Source organism: Sphingomonas palmae (assembly GCF_900109565.1).
GTDB lineage: Bacteria > Pseudomonadota > Alphaproteobacteria > Sphingomonadales > Sphingomonadaceae > Sphingomonas > Sphingomonas palmae.
Window position 1 is genome coordinate 338,307 of sequence record NZ_FNZZ01000003.1, and the last position, 17,430, is coordinate 355,736.

At 67.7% G+C, this 17,430-nt stretch carries 21 protein-coding genes; 17 read left to right on the forward strand and 4 right to left on the reverse strand.

Annotated elements, in window-relative coordinates:
- Positions 1-130: 130 nt before the first annotated feature.
- The 3 genes from accC to aroQ are packed head-to-tail and all read right to left on the reverse strand — an operon-like array spanning position 131 to position 2,465.
- Positions 131-1,483, reverse strand: a complete 1,353-nt coding sequence (accC, locus tag BMW51_RS09575; RefSeq protein ID WP_093005753.1) for an acetyl-CoA carboxylase biotin carboxylase subunit — start codon at positions 1,481-1,483, stop codon at positions 131-133.
- A gap of 6 nt (positions 1,484-1,489) precedes the next feature.
- Positions 1,490-1,975, reverse strand: a complete 486-nt coding sequence (gene accB, locus BMW51_RS09580; RefSeq protein WP_093006033.1) for an acetyl-CoA carboxylase biotin carboxyl carrier protein — start codon at positions 1,973-1,975, stop codon at positions 1,490-1,492.
- 43 nt (positions 1,976-2,018) lie between these two features.
- Positions 2,019-2,465 carry a type II 3-dehydroquinate dehydratase gene (aroQ, locus tag BMW51_RS09585; RefSeq protein WP_093005755.1) on the reverse strand — a complete coding sequence of 149 codons (447 nt, stop codon included), beginning with the start codon at positions 2,463-2,465 and terminating at the stop codon, positions 2,019-2,021.
- 182 nt (positions 2,466-2,647) lie between these two features.
- Here aroQ and thiS point away from each other — a divergent pair, with 182 nt between their 5' ends.
- Positions 2,648-3,685 carry a sulfur carrier protein ThiS gene (gene thiS, locus BMW51_RS09590; RefSeq protein WP_093005757.1) on the forward strand — a complete coding sequence of 346 codons (1,038 nt, stop codon included), beginning with the start codon at positions 2,648-2,650 and terminating at the stop codon, positions 3,683-3,685.
- Positions 3,686-3,770: 85 nt separating this feature from the next.
- Entirely contained in the window at positions 3,771-3,953 is a 183-nt protein-coding gene (locus BMW51_RS09595; protein WP_093005759.1) for a CsbD family protein, read from the forward strand.
- Between the two features lie 85 nt (positions 3,954-4,038).
- On the opposite strand, the gene BMW51_RS09600 is transcribed toward BMW51_RS09595, so the two are convergent.
- Positions 4,039-5,700 carry a thiamine pyrophosphate-binding protein gene (locus BMW51_RS09600; RefSeq protein ID WP_093005761.1) on the reverse strand — a complete coding sequence of 554 codons (1,662 nt, stop codon included), beginning with the start codon at positions 5,698-5,700 and terminating at the stop codon, positions 4,039-4,041.
- A 93-nt stretch (positions 5,701-5,793) separates the two neighbouring features.
- Between BMW51_RS09600 and BMW51_RS09605 the strand changes: the two genes are divergently transcribed.
- From BMW51_RS09605 to BMW51_RS16350, 15 genes are all read left to right on the forward strand, one after another.
- A complete protein-coding gene (locus BMW51_RS09605; RefSeq protein ID WP_093005763.1) occupies positions 5,794-6,714 on the forward strand; it encodes an SMP-30/gluconolactonase/LRE family protein in 921 nt (306 codons plus the stop codon).
- A 43-nt stretch (positions 6,715-6,757) separates the two neighbouring features.
- Complete coding sequence (locus tag BMW51_RS09610; RefSeq protein ID WP_093005765.1) at positions 6,758-7,429, forward strand: HAD-IA family hydrolase; 672 nt, start codon at positions 6,758-6,760, stop codon at positions 7,427-7,429.
- Between the two features lie 56 nt (positions 7,430-7,485).
- Positions 7,486-8,214 (forward strand): CoA transferase subunit A, encoded by a 729-nt coding sequence (locus BMW51_RS09615; protein WP_093005767.1) that lies wholly within the window; start codon positions 7,486-7,488, stop codon positions 8,212-8,214.
- A 4-nt stretch (positions 8,215-8,218) separates the two neighbouring features.
- Positions 8,219-9,172, forward strand: a complete 954-nt coding sequence (locus tag BMW51_RS09620) for an HAD family acid phosphatase (protein ID WP_093005769.1) — start codon at positions 8,219-8,221, stop codon at positions 9,170-9,172.
- A complete protein-coding gene (locus tag BMW51_RS09625; RefSeq protein WP_093005771.1) occupies positions 9,172-9,819 on the forward strand; it encodes a CoA transferase subunit B in 648 nt (215 codons plus the stop codon). The genes BMW51_RS09620 and BMW51_RS09625 overlap by 1 nt, the downstream gene beginning before the upstream one ends.
- A 16-nt stretch (positions 9,820-9,835) precedes the next feature.
- Positions 9,836-10,738 (forward strand): alpha/beta hydrolase, encoded by a 903-nt coding sequence (locus BMW51_RS09630; RefSeq protein ID WP_093005773.1) that lies wholly within the window; start codon positions 9,836-9,838, stop codon positions 10,736-10,738.
- A 70-nt stretch (positions 10,739-10,808) separates the two neighbouring features.
- Positions 10,809-12,236: a 3-isopropylmalate dehydratase large subunit gene (gene leuC / locus BMW51_RS09635; protein ID WP_093005775.1), complete on the forward strand. Its 1,428-nt coding sequence runs from the start codon at positions 10,809-10,811 to the stop codon at positions 12,234-12,236.
- A gap of 23 nt (positions 12,237-12,259) precedes the next feature.
- On the forward strand, positions 12,260-12,382 hold the full coding sequence (locus BMW51_RS16345) for a hypothetical protein (protein WP_281243246.1): 123 nt from the start codon (positions 12,260-12,262) through the stop codon (positions 12,380-12,382).
- Positions 12,383-12,386: 4 nt separating this feature from the next.
- Entirely contained in the window at positions 12,387-13,016 is a 630-nt protein-coding gene (leuD, locus tag BMW51_RS09640) for a 3-isopropylmalate dehydratase small subunit (RefSeq protein ID WP_093005777.1), read from the forward strand.
- The gene (locus BMW51_RS09645; RefSeq protein WP_093005779.1) at positions 12,979-13,980 is read left to right on the forward strand and encodes an NADPH:quinone oxidoreductase family protein; all 1,002 of its coding nucleotides are present in this window, start codon (positions 12,979-12,981) and stop codon (positions 13,978-13,980) included. The genes leuD and BMW51_RS09645 overlap by 38 nt, the downstream gene beginning before the upstream one ends.
- An 87-nt stretch (positions 13,981-14,067) precedes the next feature.
- The gene (locus BMW51_RS09650; protein ID WP_093005781.1) at positions 14,068-14,391 is read left to right on the forward strand and encodes a DUF1476 domain-containing protein; all 324 of its coding nucleotides are present in this window, start codon (positions 14,068-14,070) and stop codon (positions 14,389-14,391) included.
- A gap of 5 nt (positions 14,392-14,396) precedes the next feature.
- Entirely contained in the window at positions 14,397-14,630 is a 234-nt protein-coding gene (locus tag BMW51_RS09655; protein WP_093005783.1) for a BolA/IbaG family iron-sulfur metabolism protein, read from the forward strand.
- A gap of 42 nt (positions 14,631-14,672) precedes the next feature.
- Entirely contained in the window at positions 14,673-14,999 is a 327-nt protein-coding gene (gene grxD / locus BMW51_RS09660) for a Grx4 family monothiol glutaredoxin (protein WP_093005785.1), read from the forward strand.
- Between the two features lie 322 nt (positions 15,000-15,321).
- Complete coding sequence (locus BMW51_RS09665; RefSeq protein ID WP_093006035.1) at positions 15,322-15,690, forward strand: BlaI/MecI/CopY family transcriptional regulator; 369 nt, start codon at positions 15,322-15,324, stop codon at positions 15,688-15,690.
- Positions 15,687-17,393 (forward strand): M56 family metallopeptidase, encoded by a 1,707-nt coding sequence (locus BMW51_RS16350; protein ID WP_093005787.1) that lies wholly within the window; start codon positions 15,687-15,689, stop codon positions 17,391-17,393. The genes BMW51_RS09665 and BMW51_RS16350 overlap by 4 nt, the downstream gene beginning before the upstream one ends.
- Positions 17,394-17,430 lie beyond the last annotated feature (37 nt).

A 17,430-nucleotide genomic window follows, 5' to 3' on the forward strand; every position in this document is an offset into this window, starting at 1 on the left:
TCTGCATGAGGCCTTCTACCGCTTGGCTTGGACTGGTCTAGTGCACGACTGGCCGCGGCGATCAGAACAAGAAAAAGCCGGGGCAAGCTCAACGACTTGCCCCGGCGATATTCTTTCTCGTTGATGCAAGTTAGCCGCCTTGCCGCGCCAGCCAGTCCTCCAGCCACTTGATCGTATAGTCGCCCGACTGGAACTCGGGATCGTCGAGCAGCGCCTGGTGGAGCGGGATGGTGGTCTTCATCCCTTCAATGACGAACTCCTCCAGCGCGCGGCGCAGGCGGCGCAATGCGCCCTGTCGCGTGGTGCCGTAGACGATCAGCTTGGCGATCATGCTGTCGTAGTAGGGCGGCACCTTGTAGCCCGCGTACAGCCCCGAATCGACGCGGACGTGCATGCCGCCCGGCGCGTGGTACTGCTTTACGAGGCCGGGGGAGGGCGCGAAGGTGCGCGGGTCCTCGGCATTGATGCGGCACTCGATCGCGTGGCCGCGGAACACGACGTCTTCCTGCCGGAGTGTCAGCGGCTCACCCTCGGCGATGCGAATCTGCTCGCGTACCAGATCGAGCCCGGTGATCGCCTCCGTCACCGGATGCTCCACCTGCAAACGGGTGTTCATCTCGATGAAATAGAACTCGCCGTTCTCCCACAGGAACTCGATCGTCCCAGCACCGCGATAGCCCATGTCGGCCATTGCGCGGGCACAGATGCCGCCCATCCGCGCGCGCTCCTCGGGCGTGATGACTGGGGAAGGCGCTTCCTCCAGCACCTTCTGGTGCCGACGCTGGAGCGAGCAGTCGCGCTCGCCCAGGTGGATTGCATTGCCCTTGCCGTCGCCGAAGATCTGGAACTCGATGTGGCGCGGGTTGCCAAGATACTTTTCGATATAGACGGTGGCGTCGCCGAACGCGGCCTTCGCCTCGCTGCCTGCCTGCGCCATCAGCGTCTCAAGCTGGTCGGGCGAGGTGCAGACCTTCATGCCGCGACCACCGCCGCCCGACGCCGCCTTGATGATGACCGGATAGCCGGCGCGCTCGGCGATCGCCTTCGCCTCATCCACGTCGCTGACCGCGCCGTCGGAGCCCGGCACGAGCGGCAGGCCGAGCGCGCCCGCGGTGCGCTTCGCCTCGATCTTGTCGCCCATCGTGCGGATGTGCTCGGGCTTCGGCCCCACGAAGATCAGGTTATGCAGCTCGACGATCTCGGCGAACTTGGCGTTCTCGCTGAGGAAACCGTAGCCCGGATGGATCGCATCGGCGCCCGAGATTTCGGCGGCCGAGATGATGTTGGGGATGTTTAGGTAGCTCTCGGCGGCGGACGGCGGGCCGATGCAGATCGCCTCGTCGGCCAATCGCACGTGCATCGCGTCAGCGTCGGCGGTGGAATGCACCGCGACCGTCTTGATCCCCATTTCGTGGCACGCGCGGTGGATGCGCAGCGCGATCTCGCCGCGGTTGGCGATCAGCAGCTTCTTGATCTGCGGCACAGGCGCTTACTCGACCACCACGAGCGGCTGGTCGAACTCGACCGGCTGTCCGTTCTCGACCAGCACCGCCTTGACCGTACCAGCCGAAGGCGCGGTGATCGGGTTCATCACCTTCATCGCCTCCACGATCAGCAAAGTGTCGCCGGCGGCAACGCTCTGCCCGACGCTCGCGAACGGCTTCGCGCCCGGCTCGGCGGCGAGATAAACGGTGCCGACCATCGGCGAGCGGACTGCGTTCGCATCGCTGGGCGCGGACGGCCCGGCATTGTCGACCTGCGGCGCGGCGGCGGCGGGTGCAGCCGCCGGTGCGGGCGCGGCGGCGTAATGCATCGGCGCGGCGGCGACCTGCGCGGCCTTGCGCGCGACGCGGATCTTGCGATCGCCGTCCTCGACCTCGATCTCGGTCAGCTGCGTGGTGTCGAGCAGCTCGGCGAGCTGGCGCACGAGGTTCACGTCGACCTGCATCGCGCCACCACCATTTGCTTCGTTCATGTCGGCCATCAGCCTTGATTCCCCTTCAAGGGCGCGCGCTGTGTCAGAACTGTGCCGCCGCTTCAAGCGCGAGGGCGTAGGATAGCGCGCCGAATCCCGCAATGGTTCCGCGTGCGGCACGACCGACGAACGAGGTGTGGCGGAATTCCTCGCGCGCGTGCGGGTTGGACAGATGCACCTCGATCACGGGCGTGCGGATCGCCTTGATCGCGTCGTGGAGCGCGATCGAGGTGTGGGTGAACGCGCCCGCGTTCAGGATCACCGCGCGCGCGTCGTACGCTTGCGCCTCGTGCAGCCAGTCGACCAGATGCCCTTCGTGGTTCGACTGCCGCATGTCGATGTTGAGGTCGAGCTCGCGGGCGCGATCCTCAAGCCGCCCGGCGATGTCGTCGAGCGTGTCGTGACCATAGATCTCCGGCTCGCGCGTGCCCAGCAGGTTGAGGCTGGGGCCGTTCAGGACGAACACGGTGGTGTTATCGGGTGCAGGCATCGGCGAGCGGCTTTCTTGAACACCGGCGGCGCCGGGACTAGGTGGCTGGTCGTCACCTCTCTAGCCCGCTCGCCCGTCGCTTGTCGAAGGGCCGCGCTTCGTTCCGCCGGGAAGACGAGGCACGGGGCTGGCGATCACGCAACCCGCAATGGACGGGGGCGCGCGCCCTCGAAGCGACCACCATGCCCCATTCCGACGGAACCGTCTCGATTGTCGTCAACGGCGAGCACAAGCGCGTCAAGGCGGGGCTGACGATCGCTGACCTGGCCGAGCAGCTGGGGCTGGTGCCCGAGAAGGTGGCGGTCGAGCGCAACCTGGAGATCGTGCCGCGCTCGACGCTTGCGCAAGTCTGCGTCGAGGACGGCGACGAGCTGGAAATTGTCCACTTTGTTGGTGGTGGCGACCATTCGGTCGCGGGGGCCGGCGGCGGCGACCACACGCGCCCGGTGGCCGACGACACCTGGACCGTCGCCGGCAAGACGTTCCGATCGCGCCTGATCGTCGGTACGGGCAAGTACAAGGACTTCGCGCAGAACGCCGCCGCGCTCGAGGCGTCGGGGGCGGAGATCGTCACCGTCGCCGTGCGCCGCGTCAACGTCAGCGATCCGAAGGCGCCGATGCTGACCGACTTCATCGATCCCAAGCGCGTCACCTACCTGCCCAACACTGCCGGCTGCTTCACCGCCGACGACGCGATCCGCACGCTGAGGCTCGCGCGCGAGGCGGGCGGTTGGGACCTCGTCAAGCTCGAGGTGCTGGGCGAGGCGCGCACGCTCTACCCCGACATGCGCGAGACGTTGAAGGCGACCGAGGTGCTGGTGCGCGAGGGATTCAAGCCGATGGTCTATTGCGTCGACGATCCGATTGCGGCGAAGCAGCTCGAGGAAGCGGGCGCGGTCGCGATTATGCCGCTCGGCGCGCCGATCGGGTCGGGGCTTGGCATCCAGAACCGCGTCACGATCCGCCTGATCGTCGAGGGTGCCAAGGTGCCGGTGCTGGTCGATGCGGGCGTCGGTTGTGCCTCCGACGCGACCGTGGCGATGGAACTCGGCTGCGATGGCATCCTCATGAACACGGCGATCGCCGAGGCGAAAGACCCGATTCTGATGGCCGCGGCGATGAAGTCGGCGGTCGAGGCGGGGCGGATGAGCTACCGTGCCGGGCGCATGGGGCAGCGTCGCTACGCCGACCCGTCGAGCCCGCTCGCGGGACTGATCTGAATCAGACCGGACGCGGAACAACCCTCATGGATCCTCGTTTCTTCTTCACCGGGTTCAATCAGCCTGAAACGAAGGAGTAATCGCGATGGGTGAACTGACCGACAAGATCAAGGGCGGCGTCAACGAGGCGATTGGCAAGGCCAAGGAAGCGCTCGGCGAGCACAACAACGACGCCAGCCTGAAGGCCGAAGGCGAGGCGCAGCAGGCGAAGGGCAAGGGCGAGCAGATGAAAGGCAGCGTCAAGGGCGCGCTGGGCGACAACATCTGATCTCAACCGGCTTTACAGTCGACAAGGGCCGTTCCGCGTTGCGGAGCGGCCCTTTTGTTTGCCCGAGCGCGTCCACGCTCCTGCATTAGCGGTTGCGGATCGCCTCGAGTGTCGTGGCAGCGGTGATGACCTCCACGTCGGTCTTCAGGTGCAGCAGTCGCACGCCACCCTGCGCCATCGCGCGGTCTAACGCGGGCGCGAAATCAGCGGTCTTCTCCACCGTCTCCGCCCAGCAGCCATAAGCGCGTGCGAGCGCGGCGAAGTCGGGGTTGTGGAGCCGCGTCGCCGATACGCGGCGTGGGAACTCGCGCTCCTGGTGCATGCGGATTGTGCCGTAAGCGCTGTTGTCGACCACGACGACCAGCAGCGACGCGTCGTGCTGCACCGCGGTCGCCAGTTCCTGCCCGTTCATCAGGAAATCGCCGTCGCCCGCGACCGCGACCACCGTCCGCCCGGGCCGGCGCAGGCTTGCCGCGACTGCGGCTGGCACGCCGTAGCCCATCGCCCCGCTGGTGGGCGCAAGCTGCGTCCCCGGCCCGGCGTAGCGCCAGTAGCGGTGCCACCAGCCCGAGAAATTGCCTGCGCCGTTGCAGATGATCGTGTCGGCGGGCAGGCTCTCGCGCATCGTCGCAACGCATGGACCGAGGTCGAGTGTAATGCCGTCGCGTGGCTTGGGTGTCGTCCACGCCTCATAATCCGCGCGCGCCTCAACGGCACTCGGATGCGCCGGACCATCGATCGTCAGCAGCGCCTCGGCGAACTCGGCCATGCCGGCGCAGATCGCGAGATCGGTGCGATAGGTCATGCCGAGCTCGTTCGCGTCGGGATGGACGTGGGCCAGCCGCTGCCCCGGATGCTCGGGCGTGACGAGCGTGTAGCCATCGGTTGTCGCCTCACCCAGCCGCGGGCCTACGACCAGCAGCAGGTCGGCGTCCTTCACCCGCGCGACCAGTTTCGGGTTGGGACCGTAGCCCAGATTGCCCGCATAGGCCGGGCACTCGTTGGGCACCGCGTCCTGCCGGCGGAACGCGGCCACCAGTGGCACGCCGGTGCGGTCCGCCCAGGCGGCGATATCCTCGGCCGCGCGCTCGTCCCAGCCCGCGCCGCCGATTACCGCCACCGGCCGCTCGGCGGTGGCGAGCAGGTCGGCGAGTTGCGCCATGACGCTAACATCCGGCGCCTGCGCCGCGCGCTCGACCCGCGGCCGGTCGACCGCTTCGACCCGGTCGAGCAGCATGTCCTCGGGTAACGCGAGCACGACCGGGCCGGGGCGCCCGTTCATCGCGACCGAATAGGCGCGCGCGACGTACTCGGGGATGCGGCGCGCGTCGTCGATCCGCGCCGCCCATTTGGCGACGCTGCCGAACATGGCCTCGAAATTGATCTCCTGAAACGCCTCGCGGTCGCGCGTGCCGCGGTCGACGTCGCCGACGAACAGGATCATCGGCTGCGAGTCTTGCCGGGCGACGTGAACACCGATGCTGGCGTTCGTCGCGCCGGGGCCGCGCGTCACGAATGCGATGCCGGGGCGATGCGTCAGCGCGCCATCCGCGCAGGCCATGAATGCGACTCCGCCCTCCTGCCGGCACACCACCGTCTGGATTGCGGGCACGTCGACCAGCGCGTCGAGCACCGCGAGGAAACTTTCACCCGGCACGGTGAAAATCCGCTCGCACCCTTGTGCAACCAGCTGGTCGACGAGGATGCGCCCCCCGGTCCTCATGGTCTCGGTCGTGTTGCTCTGCATGTCTGCTGCCTAGCCCGGCCGGCGTTGCAGCGGCAAGCGCTTGCGCTCGGCGTCGCGCTGTCCGATCCTTCGCGGCGTAAAGAGGAGAGGATTATGGCGGCGTTCGAGCTGGTGGCGGATGGGTTGCGCTTTCCGGAGGGGCCGGTCGTTATGCCCGATAGCAGCATCATCCTGGTCGAGATCGAAGCCGGGCGCATCACGCGCGTGACGCCTGACGGTCGCAAGGAGGTGGTGGCGACGCCCGGCGGCGGCCCCAACGGTCTCGCGCTCGGCCCCGACGGCATGCTCTATTGCTGCAACAACGGCGGGTTCCATTATGTCGAGAGCAACGGCATGCTCGCACCCCACGGCATCGCGGCGAATTATTCGGGCGGGCGGATCGAGCGGATCGATCCAGCGACCGGTCGCGTCGAGGTGCTGTACCGATCGGGCGATCACGGCGTCACCCTGCGTGGCCCCAACGACATCGTGTTCGACGCGCACGGCGGATTCTGGTTCACCGATCACGGCAAGATTGACTATGCCAAACGCTGCCACGACGTCGTCGGCATCTTCTACGCCAAGGCAGACGGCAGCTTCGTCGAGGAAGTGATCTTTCCGTCGATGAATCCGAACGGCATCGGCCTGTCGCCAGACGGCAACACGCTCTACGCTGCCGAAACGTACACCTGCCGACTGATGAGGTTCAACGTGACCGCGCCCGGCAAGGTCGCGCCCGACGCAGGACCGGGCGGTCCCGGCATCCCGCTCTACCGCCCGGCCGGGTACAAGTTCTTCGACTCACTGGGAATAGAGTCTTCGGGGAACATCTGCGTCGCAACGATCGGCGAGTGCGGCATCAGCGTCGTCTCGCCCGCCGGCGAGCTTGTCGAGTTCGTCGCCACGGATGACGTCTTCACCACCAATATTGCGTTCGGCGGCGCGGACATGATGGACGCGTACATCACCCTGTCGGGTACCGGACGGCTGGTGAAGACGCGCTGGGCGCGGCCGGGATTGAAGCTGCAACACTGACCCGCGTGGACAAGCGCCGCGTGACCGGCGATGAGCGCGGCGAATGATAAAGGGGGTAGGGCAGGTGCGCGACACGGTGATCTTCGATTTCGGCGGCGTCATCACATCGTCGCCCTTTGAGGCGTTCGCGCGGATGGAGCGAGAGCGCGGGCTGCCGGAGAATCTCATTCGTCGCATCAACGCGACCGATCCCGACAGCAACGCCTGGGCGCGGTTCGAGCGCGCGGAGATCGACGCGGCTGGCTTTGACGCCGCCTTTGCCGAGGAAGCGCGCGTGCTGGGGCACGAGTTGCGCGGCGACGACGTGCTGGCGCTGCTCGCGGGCGACATCCGGCCGCGGATGGTCCACGCGCTCGATTGGTTGAAGCACAACGGCTATCACCTCGGCTGCATCACCAACAACGTGCCCGCGGGCGAGGGCGCGGGGATGTCGCGGAACGCGGAGAAAGCGGCGCTTGTCGCCGACGTACTCGAACGCTTCGATCACGTGATCGAGTCGAGCAAGGTCGGCCTGCGCAAGCCCGACCCGAAGATCTACCGCATGATGCTCGATACGCTCGGCAAGGCGGCGGACCAGTGCGTCTACCTCGACGACCTCGGCATCAACTGCAAACCCGCCGCGGCGATGGGGATGGTCGCGATCAAGGTGGAGGGCGAGGGCCAGGCACTCGACGATCTGGCGCACGCGCTCGGCGTCATGCCGGGGTCGTTCTGACGTGTTGACCGGCTCGCCCGCGGATCGGTAAGCGGCCAGACGAGAGAGAGGCTGTGATGAAGAAGCTTTATCCGGATGCGGCGGCGGCGCTCGACGGTCTGCTGTTCGACGGCATGACGATCTGTGCCGGCGGGTTCGGCCTGTGCGGCGTGCCCGAGCGGCTGATCGACGCGATCCGCGACGCGGGAACGCGCGATCTGACGATCGCCAGCAACAACGCCGGGATCGACGGCGAGGGGCTCGGCAAGCTGCTGCGCACGCGCCAGGTCAAGAAAATGATCTCGAGCTACGTCGGCGAGAACAAGGAGTTCGAGCGCCAGTATCTGTCGGGCGAACTCGAGGTCGAGTTCTGCCCGCAAGGAACGCTCGCCGAACGCTGCCGCGCGGGCGGCGCGGGCATCCCCGGCTTCTACACCAAGACCGGCGTCGGCACGCTGGTGGCCGAGGGCAAGGAAGTGAAGTCGTTCGACGGAGAGGATTACATCCTTGAACGCGGCATCCGCGCCGACATCTCGATCATCAAGGGCTGGAAGGCGGACGAGAGCGGCAACCTCATCTTCCGCAAGACCGCGCGCAACTTCAACCAGCCGATGGCGACCGCGGGGCGCGTCTGCGTCGCTGAGGTCGAGGAAGTCGTGCCGGTCGGCACGCTCGATCCCGATCACATCCACCTGCCCGGCATCTACGTGAAGCGGATGATCGTCGGTGCGCCCTACGACAAGAAGATTGAGTTCCGACTGACCCGGCCACGTGCGCAAGCGAGCGCGGCAGGGTCGGAGGTCTGAGGCGATGGCCCGCACGCTGATCGTGCTGATGGCGGCGGCGACCGCGCTCGCGGGATGCGCGACGCAGCAACGCATAGACGTGCCTTTACCCAGCATGCCGCCGATGATCGCATCGGCGCCGCCACCCGGGATGGCATACCTCTACGGCTCGGCCGAGGCGGATGCATTGAGCGAGCAGGCATATAACGGCATGCTCGGCTACGTCCGCGCGCTGCTCGATCGCACTCGCGACGCGCGCGGGCGCCTGCCGCACCAGCGAGCGGCGGGCACGCTGCCGCGCTGGCCGGCGAGTGCCTCGGCGGTGCTGGCGTCCGGATCGACCGCAGCGGTGCCGCAGCCGACGTCGTGCGGCGCGCTGCCCCCTGCGGTGGTGCTCGACATGGACGAGACGACGGTCCTGAACCTCGGCTACGAATATAACGACGCGCAAACCGGGCAGGCATATGATGCCAAGCGCTGGGATGCGTGGGAACGCGGCGGCGCGGACAAGGTCGTTGCGGTACCCGGCGCGGTGGCGGCGTTCCGGCAACTGCGCGCGGCGGGCGTCGCGGTCGTCATCAACACCAACCGCAATGCCGCGAACGCCGCCGATACCGCACGCGCGCTCGCGGGCGCAGGGCTCGGCACCTTCGAGCACGGCACGACGCTTTGGTTGAGGGGCGACGCAGACGGCAAGTCGGGCAAGGACGGCCGTCGCCAGGCGATTGCCGAGAGGTACTGCGTGCTGGCGCAGATGGGCGACCAGCTCGGCGACTTCGCCGACTTCTTCAACCCGCCAGGACCGGCCCCCGCCTCGGGGCGGCGCCTTCTGCCCAGCACCAGCCGTCTCGTCGCGCGCTGGGGCGCGGGATGGTTCGTCCTGCCCAACCCCGTCTACGGCACCGGCCTCGGCTCGGGCTGGGACGACACCTTTCCCGCGGACCGCCGCTGGAGCCAGACGCCCGAAGGAGTGAAGTGATGGCAAATTCTAAGGGCTGGGACCGCAACGGCATGGCCGCGCGCGCGGCGAAGGAACTGCAGGACGGCTTCTACGTCAACCTCGGCATCGGCATCCCGACTTTGGTCGCGAACAATATTCCCGACGGCATGACGGTGACGCTCCAGTCGGAGAACGGGATGCTCGGCATCGGTCCTTTCCCGTACGAGGGCGAGGAGGACGCTGACCTGATCAACGCGGGCAAGCAGACGATCAGCGAACTGCCGCAATCGGCCTATTTCGGATCGGAGCAGAGCTTCGCGATGATCCGCGGCGGGCACATCGACCTGACCGTGCTCGGCGCGATGGAGGTGGCGGAGAACGGTGACATCGCCAACTGGATGATTCCGGGCAAGATGATCAAGGGCATGGGCGGCGCGATGGACCTCGTTGCGGGCGTCAAGAAGATCATCGTCGTGATGGAGCATACCTCCAAGGACGGTTCGCCCAAGTTCATCGCCTCGTGCTCGCTGCCACTGACGGGCAAGAACGTCGTCGATATGATCGTGACCGATCTGGCGGTGTTCCAGCGCCCCGATCACCAGTCGCCGTTCCGCCTGATCGAACTCGCGCCCGGCATCACCGCGGACGAGGTCGCGGCGAAGACGACGGCGAGCTACGTTTCCTGATCAAGGCCGCGCGAAGATGATCTGGCGCTGGCTGGCAGGCGCGCTCGCGGCGCTGCTGCTGTCCGCGGGCGCGATCTACCTGTTCGTGCCTGCGCCGCGCGTGCTGAGCTGGCTCGACCGCGCAATGGGTGGCGGGCGCGGCGTCGAACTGGTCGGCGACGCGGTACCGTTTGGCAGCAACCGCCAGACTCTCGACGTGTGGCGCCCGACCGAGCCCGCGGCGGGCAAGCGGCCGGTGCTCGTCTTCATCTACGGTGGCGGCTGGGCGAACGGTGACCGCCGCAGCTACGCCTTTGCCGCGCGGGCATTCGCCCGCGCCGGCTTCGTCGTTGTCGTGCCCGATTATCGCAAGGTGCCGCAGGTACGTTTCCCCGCGTTCGTACAGGACGGCGCGGCGGCGGTGCACTGGGTTCGCGATCACGTCGCCGATTACGGCGGCGATCCGGCGCGCGTCGCGCTCGCGGGTCACTCGGCCGGCGCGTACAACGCCGTCATGCTCGCGCTCGACCAGCGCTGGCTGCTTGCAGAGGGCGTCGACCCGCACATCGTCAAGGCAGCGGTCGGCCTGAGCGGGCCGTACGACTTCTACCCCTTCGACAAGCCACGCTCGCGCGAGGCGATGCTGGGCGTCACCGATCCGATGGCGACGCAGCCGGTCACCTTCGCGAGGCGCGACGCCCCGCCGCTGCTGCTCGTCACCAGCAGCCGCGACACGCAGGTGCGACCGTACAACGCCTATCAACTGTTCGAGCGCGTCAAGGCAGCAGGTGGCCGTGCGAAGCTGGTCGAGCATGATGGGCTGACCCACGAGAACGTCGTCATGGCGCTGTCGGTGCCGTTTCGTCGACTAGCGCCAGTGCTGGATGAGAGCGTCGCCTTCATAGACGCCGCCTTGAACCCATCGACTGCGACGAAATAAAACAAGCGTTCCTTCCCCCTCCCGCATTGTTTCCTTTCGCGGCGGGCGCTTCTTGGTTAAGGCGCGCGCGATGTCACACCAACCACGCACGTTGTATGAAAAGGTCTGGGACGCTCACGTCGTGGAGCGTCGCGACGACGGCTCCTGCCTCATCTACATCGACCGCCACCTCGTCCACGAAGTCACCAGTCCGCAGGCGTTCGAGGGGCTTCGCAGCAACGGTCGCCGCGTCCGCCGCCCCGACCTGACGCTCGCCGTCCCCGACCACAATCTGCCGACCACCGCCCGCGTCGACGCGGCCGGGCGCGAACTGCCGATCGCCGATCGCGACAGCGCCGAGCAGCTCGACGCGCTGCGCACCAACGTCGCCGAGTTCGGCGTGCCGTACATCGACGCGCTCGCGGCGGAGCAGGGGATCGTCCACGTCGTCGGACCGGAGCAGGGCTTCACGCTGCCCGGCACCACGGTCGTCTGCGGCGACAGCCACACCTCGGCGCATGGTGCACTTGGCGCGCTCGCGTTTGGCATCGGCACCAGCGAGGTCGAGCACGTGCTCGCGACACAGACGCTAATCCTGTCGCCGTCAAAGACGATGGAGGTGCGCGTCGACGGCACGCTCGGCTTCGGCGTGTCGGCGAAGGACGTGGTGCTGTCGATCATCGGTCGCATCGGCGCGGCGGGCGGCACCGGCTACGTGATCGAGTTCACTGGCGAGGTAATCCGCAACCTGTCGGTCGAAGGGCGGCTGACGATCGCCAACATGAGCATCGAGGGCGGCGCACGCGCCGGCATGATCGCGCCCGACGAGACGACCTTCGCCTATCTGAAAGGCCGCGCGATGGCGCCGGCGGGCACCGATTGGGACCGCGCGGTCGAATGGTGGCGCACGCTGCCGAGCGACGCGGGCGCGCGCTACGATCGCACCGTCACCCTGTCGGCGAGCGACATCGCACCCGCGCTCACCTGGGGCACCAGCCCCGAGGACGTGGTCGCGATCACCGGCGTCGTGCCCGAGCCCGAGAGCTTCGCCGATCCGTCGAAGCAGGCCGCCGCGCGCAAGTCGCTCGATTATATGGGACTGAAGCCGGGCACGCGGATGCAGGACGTGGCGGTCCAGCACGTCTTCATCGGCAGCTGCACCAACAGCCGGATCGAGGACCTGCGCGCCGCCGCGCAGGTGGCGAGCGGCCGGCGTGTCGCCGATGGCGTCCGCGCGATGGTCGTGCCGGGCTCGGGCCTCGTCAAGCGGCAGGCCGAGGCAGAGGGGCTCGACCGTGTCTTCGCCGAAGCCGGATTCGAGTGGCGCGAGCCTGGCTGCTCGATGTGCCTGGCGATGAACCCGGACAAGGTGCCGCCGGGCGAGCGCTGCGCCTCCACCTCCAACCGAAATTTCGTCGGGCGGCAGGGTCCCGGTGCGCGCACGCATCTGCTAAGCCCCGCGATGGCGGCGGCGGCGGCGGTCAGCGGTCGGTTAACCGACGTGCGCGACCTGATCTGAATAACGACAACAGGGGCAAAACTATGAAGATTGTTCTGGCACTTCTCGTTGCAGGCGCGGCGGTGAGCGGCGTCGCGGCCTATGCGGCAGTCGGCAAAGTGAGCGTGGGCGCGAACACGCCGCGCCCCGTCAAGCCGGCGCGCTGACGCGATGGAGCCGGTGACGCGCGTCGCGGGGACGGCCTATCCCTGGGGGCAGAAAAACGTCGACACCGACGTCATCATTCCCGCGCACTGGCTCAAGACGATCAAGCGCTCGGGGCTGGGGCGCGGCGCGTTCGAGGTCGTGCGCGCGCAGCCCGGTAACATCTTCGACGATCCGCGTTATGCCGGCAGCCCGATCCTGATCGCGGGCGATAATTTCGGCTGTGGGTCGAGCCGCGAGCACGCCGCTTGGGCGCTCGCCGACATGGGCGTGCGCGCGGTCATCGCGCCTAGTTTCTCCGACATCTTCTCCGGCAATGCATTCAAGAACGGCATCGTCACCGTCGTGCTGCCGCAGGAGGCGATCGACCGACTGATCGCGGTGGCGCAGGATGGGGAGATCACCGTCGATCTCGAGACAATGACGGTTACCACGCCCTACCAGGACCGCTTTCCGTTCACGCTCGATCCCTTTCGTCGCCGTTGCCTGATCGAAGGGCTGGACGAGGTCGGCTTGACGCTGGCAAAAGATACCGCGATTTCGAAATTCGAGGAGGCGATGCATCGGCAGCGCCCCTGGATCAAGGATAGGAGCGGAAATGCGGGCATTGCTGTCGAGGGCGCCGGGCGGACCTGAAACTCTGGAGATCGGCGAGCTGCCCGATCCCTCGGTCGGTGAGGGGCAGGTGGTCGTCGTGATCAAGGCGTGCGCGATCAACTTCCCCGACGTGCTCGTCATCGAGGACAAGTACCAGATGCGCCCACCGCGCCCGTTCGCGCCGGGCGGCGAGGTGTCGGGCGTGGTCGAGCAGGTCGGCGCGGGCGTGACCCGCTTCAAGGTCGGCGACCGCGTCATGGGCAACACCAGCATGGGTGGCCTAAGCGAGAAGGCGCTGTTCGCCGAAGACGCGCTTTATCCGGTGCCCGAGGAACGCAGCTTCGAGGAAGCCGCCGCTTTGCTGCTGACCTATGGTACGACGATCCACGCGCTGGTCGATCGCGGCCACATCAAGCAAGGCGACAACCTGCTCGTGCTCGGGGCCGCGGGCGGGGTCGGCCTCGCTGCGGTCGAGCTCGGCAAGGCGTTCGGCGCGCGCGTGATCGGCGCGGTGTCGAGCGAGGAGAAAGCGCAGGCAGTGCGTGACGCGGGCGCGGACGACGTGATCGTCTACGGCCGCGGACCGTTCGGGAAAGACGAGTCGAAGGCGCTGGCCGAACAGTTCAAGGAAAAGGGCGGCAAGGCGGGTTTCCAGCTGATCTACGACGCGGTCGGCGGCGATTATGCCGAGCCCGCGCTGCGCTCGATCGGATGGGAAGGGCGCTACCTCGTCATCGGCTTCCCCGCCGGCATCCCCAAGCTGCCGCTCAACCTGACTTTGTTGAAGAGCTGCGACGTCTGCGGCGTGTTCTGGGGCGCATTCGCCGCGCGCAATCCCGAAGCCAACCGCGCCAACATCCAGCAGCTGTTCGACTTGTGGAAGGACGGCCGCATCGCACCGCGCGTGACGGAGGTGTTCCCGCTCGAACAGGGTGGCGACGCGATCGCCAAGATGGCGGCGCGGCAGGCGATCGGAAAGCTGGTCGTCCGCGTCGCCGACTGACGCCTTGGTGTTTCGGGTCGGTGGCAGCCCCGTTGCACGCGTCGTCGCCGCGCTCTATCCCGGCGGCAACGAGCAACGGGAGCTGCCATGACCACCTTCGACGATCGCGAGCGCGCGTTCGAGAGCAAGTTCGCGCGCGACGAGGAGATGGCGTTCCGCGTCACCGCCCGGCGCAATCGCCTGGTCGGGCAATGGGCCGCCGCGCTGATGAAGCTGACGCCCGAGGAAACCGACGCTTACGCCAAGTCGGTCGTTCAGGCCGATTTCGAGGAAGCGGGTGATGAGGACGTTGTGCGCAAGCTGCTGGGCGACCTTACCGCGGCAGGAGTCGACGTCGACGAGGCGCAGGTGCGTCAGGCGCTGACCCAGGAAACGGTCGAGGCGCGTCGCCAGCTCCTCAAGGCGGAGTAGACCCGATGCCGATGGAAGGCGACGAGATTGCCGCGCTGATCCGCGCCGGCATCCCCGACGCGGAGGTCGAGATGACCGATCTGGCGGGCGACAAGGATCACTGGTCCGCGCGCGTCACCAGCGCGTCGTTCGCCGGCATGCCGCGCGTGCGCCAGCATCAGGCAGTGTACGCGGCGCTGGGCGGGCGTATGGGCGGCGTGCTCCACGCCTTGCAGCTCACCACCGCCATACCGAAGTAGAGCCGGCATCGCGCCGACCAGCGCTCAACAGGATCGAAAATCATGACCGACGACACCAACGCCCGCATCGACGCCGTGGTGAAGAACAATCACGTGGTGTTGTTCATGAAGGGCACGCCGCTGTTCCCGCAATGCGGCTTCTCCAGCCGCGCGATCGCGATCCTGGAACGGCTGGGCGTTGAGTTCGAGAGCGTCGACGTGCTGCAGGATCAGGGCATCCGTCAGGGCATCAAAGCCTATTCGGATTGGCCGACGATCCCGCAGCTCTACGTCGACGGCGAGTTCGTCGGCGGATCGGACATCATGATGGAAATGTACGAGAGCGGCGAACTGGGCGAGCTGTTCGCTGGCAAGACCGCGGCGGAGTAATCGAGTCAGCCCGAGGCGCGTCGCTGCGGCGGCGCGCTCACGTTGATCGCAGGTGGCGTCGAAACCGGGTTGGACGGGCGCCGCGAGATCGAGAAAGCGACAGCCCGCCCAGCTGAAGCGCCAATGCGCTCGGTAGCGTCATTCGTGTTGCAGGCGACGTGCCAGCCGCTTGAACCCAAGCTCTTCCGCCGACTGCGATGGTTAAGTGGCCTTCGCTTGCCCCGCTGGCTGTAAAACCCACCGACACCTCATCCGCGATGTTGACAACAGATGTAGTCGATGCAACAAGACTACGTCTGTAAGCGGAAGAAGGATGGCGCAGATGGCCGAGCGGATCAGTGATGCCGAACACGCGGTCATGGAGGTGCTGTGGGATGAGAGCCCGCTCACCGCACAGGACGTGACTGAGCGGGTCGATCCGAACCGCGCCTGGAGTGCCGCCACGGTGAAAACGCTGCTCGGCCGCTTGCTCGGCAAGGGCGCAGTGCAGCACGAAGTCGACGGACGCCGCTACCTATACTCGCCGGCGGTGGCACGCGAAGATTACGTCGCGGGCGAGTCGCGCAAGCTGATCGACCGGCTGTTCGGCGGCAAGCTGACCCCGCTGGTCGCGCACTTGGCCGAGCGCGACGAGCTGTCGCGACAGGACATCGCGGAGATCGAGGCGCTGCTGAAGGCGCTGAAACAATGATCGCGCTCGCCATCGAGGCGCTGGCGGCGTCGACCGCGCTGATGCTGCTGGTGCTCGCGCTGCGCGGGTCCGTTCGCCGCGCGTTCGGAGCGGAACTGGCCTATCTGCTCTGGCTGCTGCCGGTGTTGCGGTTGGTCCTGCCGCCGCTGCCGAGCGGGTGGAGCCCGCTGGGTGCCGCGCCGATCGCGAGCGTCGGTGAGCAGGCGGCAGTGCTGATGGCACCAATCGCCCCCGTTGACACGATTGCAGCCGCGGTGCCGGCGGCGCACTCGGGAGGCGTGGCGGCGTGGTTTGCGCTTCTCTGGGGTGCGGGCGCGCTCGCGATCCTAACCGTGCACTTGGTGCAATATGCACGCTTCCGCGCCCGCGTTCTCGGCGGCGCAGCGGCGATCGCGCGTGTCGGCTCGGTCGAGGTGGTCGAGAGCGCGGGCGCGAGCGGACCGCTCGCCTTCGGGTTGATCCGCCGGATTGTCGCTTTCCCTCGCGACTTCGCCGAGCGCTACGACGCCGACGAGCGCGAACTCGCGCTGGCGCACGAAATCGGTCACCACCGCCGCGGCGATCTGTGGGCGAATTGGGTTGCGCTGGGGATGCTGGCGCTGCACTGGTTCAATCCGGTCGCATGGATCGCGTTCCGCGCCTTTCGCGCCGATCAGGAGATGGCGAACGACGCCGGCGTGCTCGCCCGAGCAGGGGCCGCGCAGCGTCACGCCTATGGTTGCGCCATCGTCAAGGCGGCGCACGGGCGCGCGCTGACGCCCGCATGCCACCTCAACACCGTCAATGATCTGAAAGGTCGATTGCGGATGTTGGCGCGCACGCGCGTGTCGGGGCGGCGCGTGGCTGCGGGTGGTGCGGGGCTCGCGCTGGTCGCGGGCGCCGGTCTCGTCGTGACCGCGTCGGGCATGCCTGCCGCCGCGCGAGTACGCGTCGGTGTCGAGCAGGTAACGGGCGTGCGGCTCGACGAGCTCGATCGCACCTTCGCCGAGGTGATGGCGCCGATTACGCAAGCACGCTCGACACGTCAGGTCTCGCACGCGACGCACAAGGTGACGATCGTGGAGGATGGCCGCACCACCGTGCTGACGGGGGACGAGGCGGCCGCTTACGCCGCCGCGCATCCGGTGCCGCTCACCCCCGTACCTCCGACGCCGCCTATACCGCCCGTGCCGGGCAGCCCCGCGCAGCCGCCGCAGCCGCCCGCCGTTCCGCTGCCGCCTTCGGTGCCGACCGCGGTCAGCATCAGCCGCGCGGCATGCGCTGACAGCGCCACGCTCGTCGCCCGCTCCGCCAGCGGTCACCAGGTCGTCGTCTGCGATACCGGTAGCGAAGGCTATGCCTCGAACGTCCGTCGCGAGGCGCTGGCGGCGTCGCGCGACGCACAGCGCGAAGCACTGGAGGCACGTCGCGAGGGTCTGCGCGCCCGGATCGAAGCTCAGCGCGAGGCGGCTCAGGCTCGTGCCGAGGCGCAGCAGGAAGCCACACAGGCGCGTATCGAAGCGCAACGCGACGCCGCAGAGGCGCGGGTGGAGGCGATGCGTGAAACGCGCTCCTCCCTGCACTCGGCACTGTCCAGCCTCGCGACGACGCGCGCCAGCCTGGCCGCCGACCCCGCGTTGACCGGCAGCGATCGCACCAGGGCGCTGCGTCAGGTCGACCAGGCGCTCGCCAACGTGAAGGCGCAGCTGGCGAGCGCCGACTGACGCGCGACGATCGGCACAGGGGAGGGGCGGCGGCTTG

Excerpts from the sequence above, each read along its gene's own strand:
- accB (WP_093006033.1), bottom strand. The coding sequence starts at position 1,975 with ATGAACGAAGCAAATGGTGGTGGCGCGATGCAGGTCGACGTGAACCTC.
- aroQ (WP_093005755.1), bottom strand. The coding sequence starts at position 2,465 with ATGCCTGCACCCGATAACACCACCGTGTTCGTCCTGAACGGCCCCAGC.
- thiS (WP_093005757.1), top strand. The coding sequence starts at position 2,648 with ATGCCCCATTCCGACGGAACCGTCTCGATTGTCGTCAACGGCGAGCAC.
- BMW51_RS09595 (WP_093005759.1), top strand. The coding sequence starts at position 3,771 with ATGGGTGAACTGACCGACAAGATCAAGGGCGGCGTCAACGAGGCGATT.
- BMW51_RS09600 (WP_093005761.1), bottom strand. The coding sequence starts at position 5,700 with ATGCAGAGCAACACGACCGAGACCATGAGGACCGGGGGGCGCATCCTC.
- BMW51_RS09605 (WP_093005763.1), top strand. The coding sequence starts at position 5,794 with ATGGCGGCGTTCGAGCTGGTGGCGGATGGGTTGCGCTTTCCGGAGGGG.
- BMW51_RS09610 (WP_093005765.1), top strand. The coding sequence starts at position 6,758 with ATGATAAAGGGGGTAGGGCAGGTGCGCGACACGGTGATCTTCGATTTC.
- BMW51_RS09615 (WP_093005767.1), top strand. The coding sequence starts at position 7,486 with ATGAAGAAGCTTTATCCGGATGCGGCGGCGGCGCTCGACGGTCTGCTG.
- BMW51_RS09620 (WP_093005769.1), top strand. The coding sequence starts at position 8,219 with ATGGCCCGCACGCTGATCGTGCTGATGGCGGCGGCGACCGCGCTCGCG.
- BMW51_RS09625 (WP_093005771.1), top strand. The coding sequence starts at position 9,172 with ATGGCAAATTCTAAGGGCTGGGACCGCAACGGCATGGCCGCGCGCGCG.
- BMW51_RS09630 (WP_093005773.1), top strand. The coding sequence starts at position 9,836 with ATGATCTGGCGCTGGCTGGCAGGCGCGCTCGCGGCGCTGCTGCTGTCC.
- leuC (WP_093005775.1), top strand. The coding sequence starts at position 10,809 with ATGTCACACCAACCACGCACGTTGTATGAAAAGGTCTGGGACGCTCAC.
- BMW51_RS16345 (WP_281243246.1), top strand. The coding sequence starts at position 12,260 with ATGAAGATTGTTCTGGCACTTCTCGTTGCAGGCGCGGCGGTGAGCGGC.
- leuD (WP_093005777.1), top strand. The coding sequence starts at position 12,387 with ATGGAGCCGGTGACGCGCGTCGCGGGGACGGCCTATCCCTGGGGGCAG.
- BMW51_RS09645 (WP_093005779.1), top strand. The coding sequence starts at position 12,979 with ATGCGGGCATTGCTGTCGAGGGCGCCGGGCGGACCTGAAACTCTGGAG.
- BMW51_RS09650 (WP_093005781.1), top strand. The coding sequence starts at position 14,068 with ATGACCACCTTCGACGATCGCGAGCGCGCGTTCGAGAGCAAGTTCGCG.
- BMW51_RS09655 (WP_093005783.1), top strand. The coding sequence starts at position 14,397 with ATGCCGATGGAAGGCGACGAGATTGCCGCGCTGATCCGCGCCGGCATC.
- grxD (WP_093005785.1), top strand. The coding sequence starts at position 14,673 with ATGACCGACGACACCAACGCCCGCATCGACGCCGTGGTGAAGAACAAT.
- BMW51_RS09665 (WP_093006035.1), top strand. The coding sequence starts at position 15,322 with ATGGCCGAGCGGATCAGTGATGCCGAACACGCGGTCATGGAGGTGCTG.
- BMW51_RS16350 (WP_093005787.1), top strand. The coding sequence starts at position 15,687 with ATGATCGCGCTCGCCATCGAGGCGCTGGCGGCGTCGACCGCGCTGATG.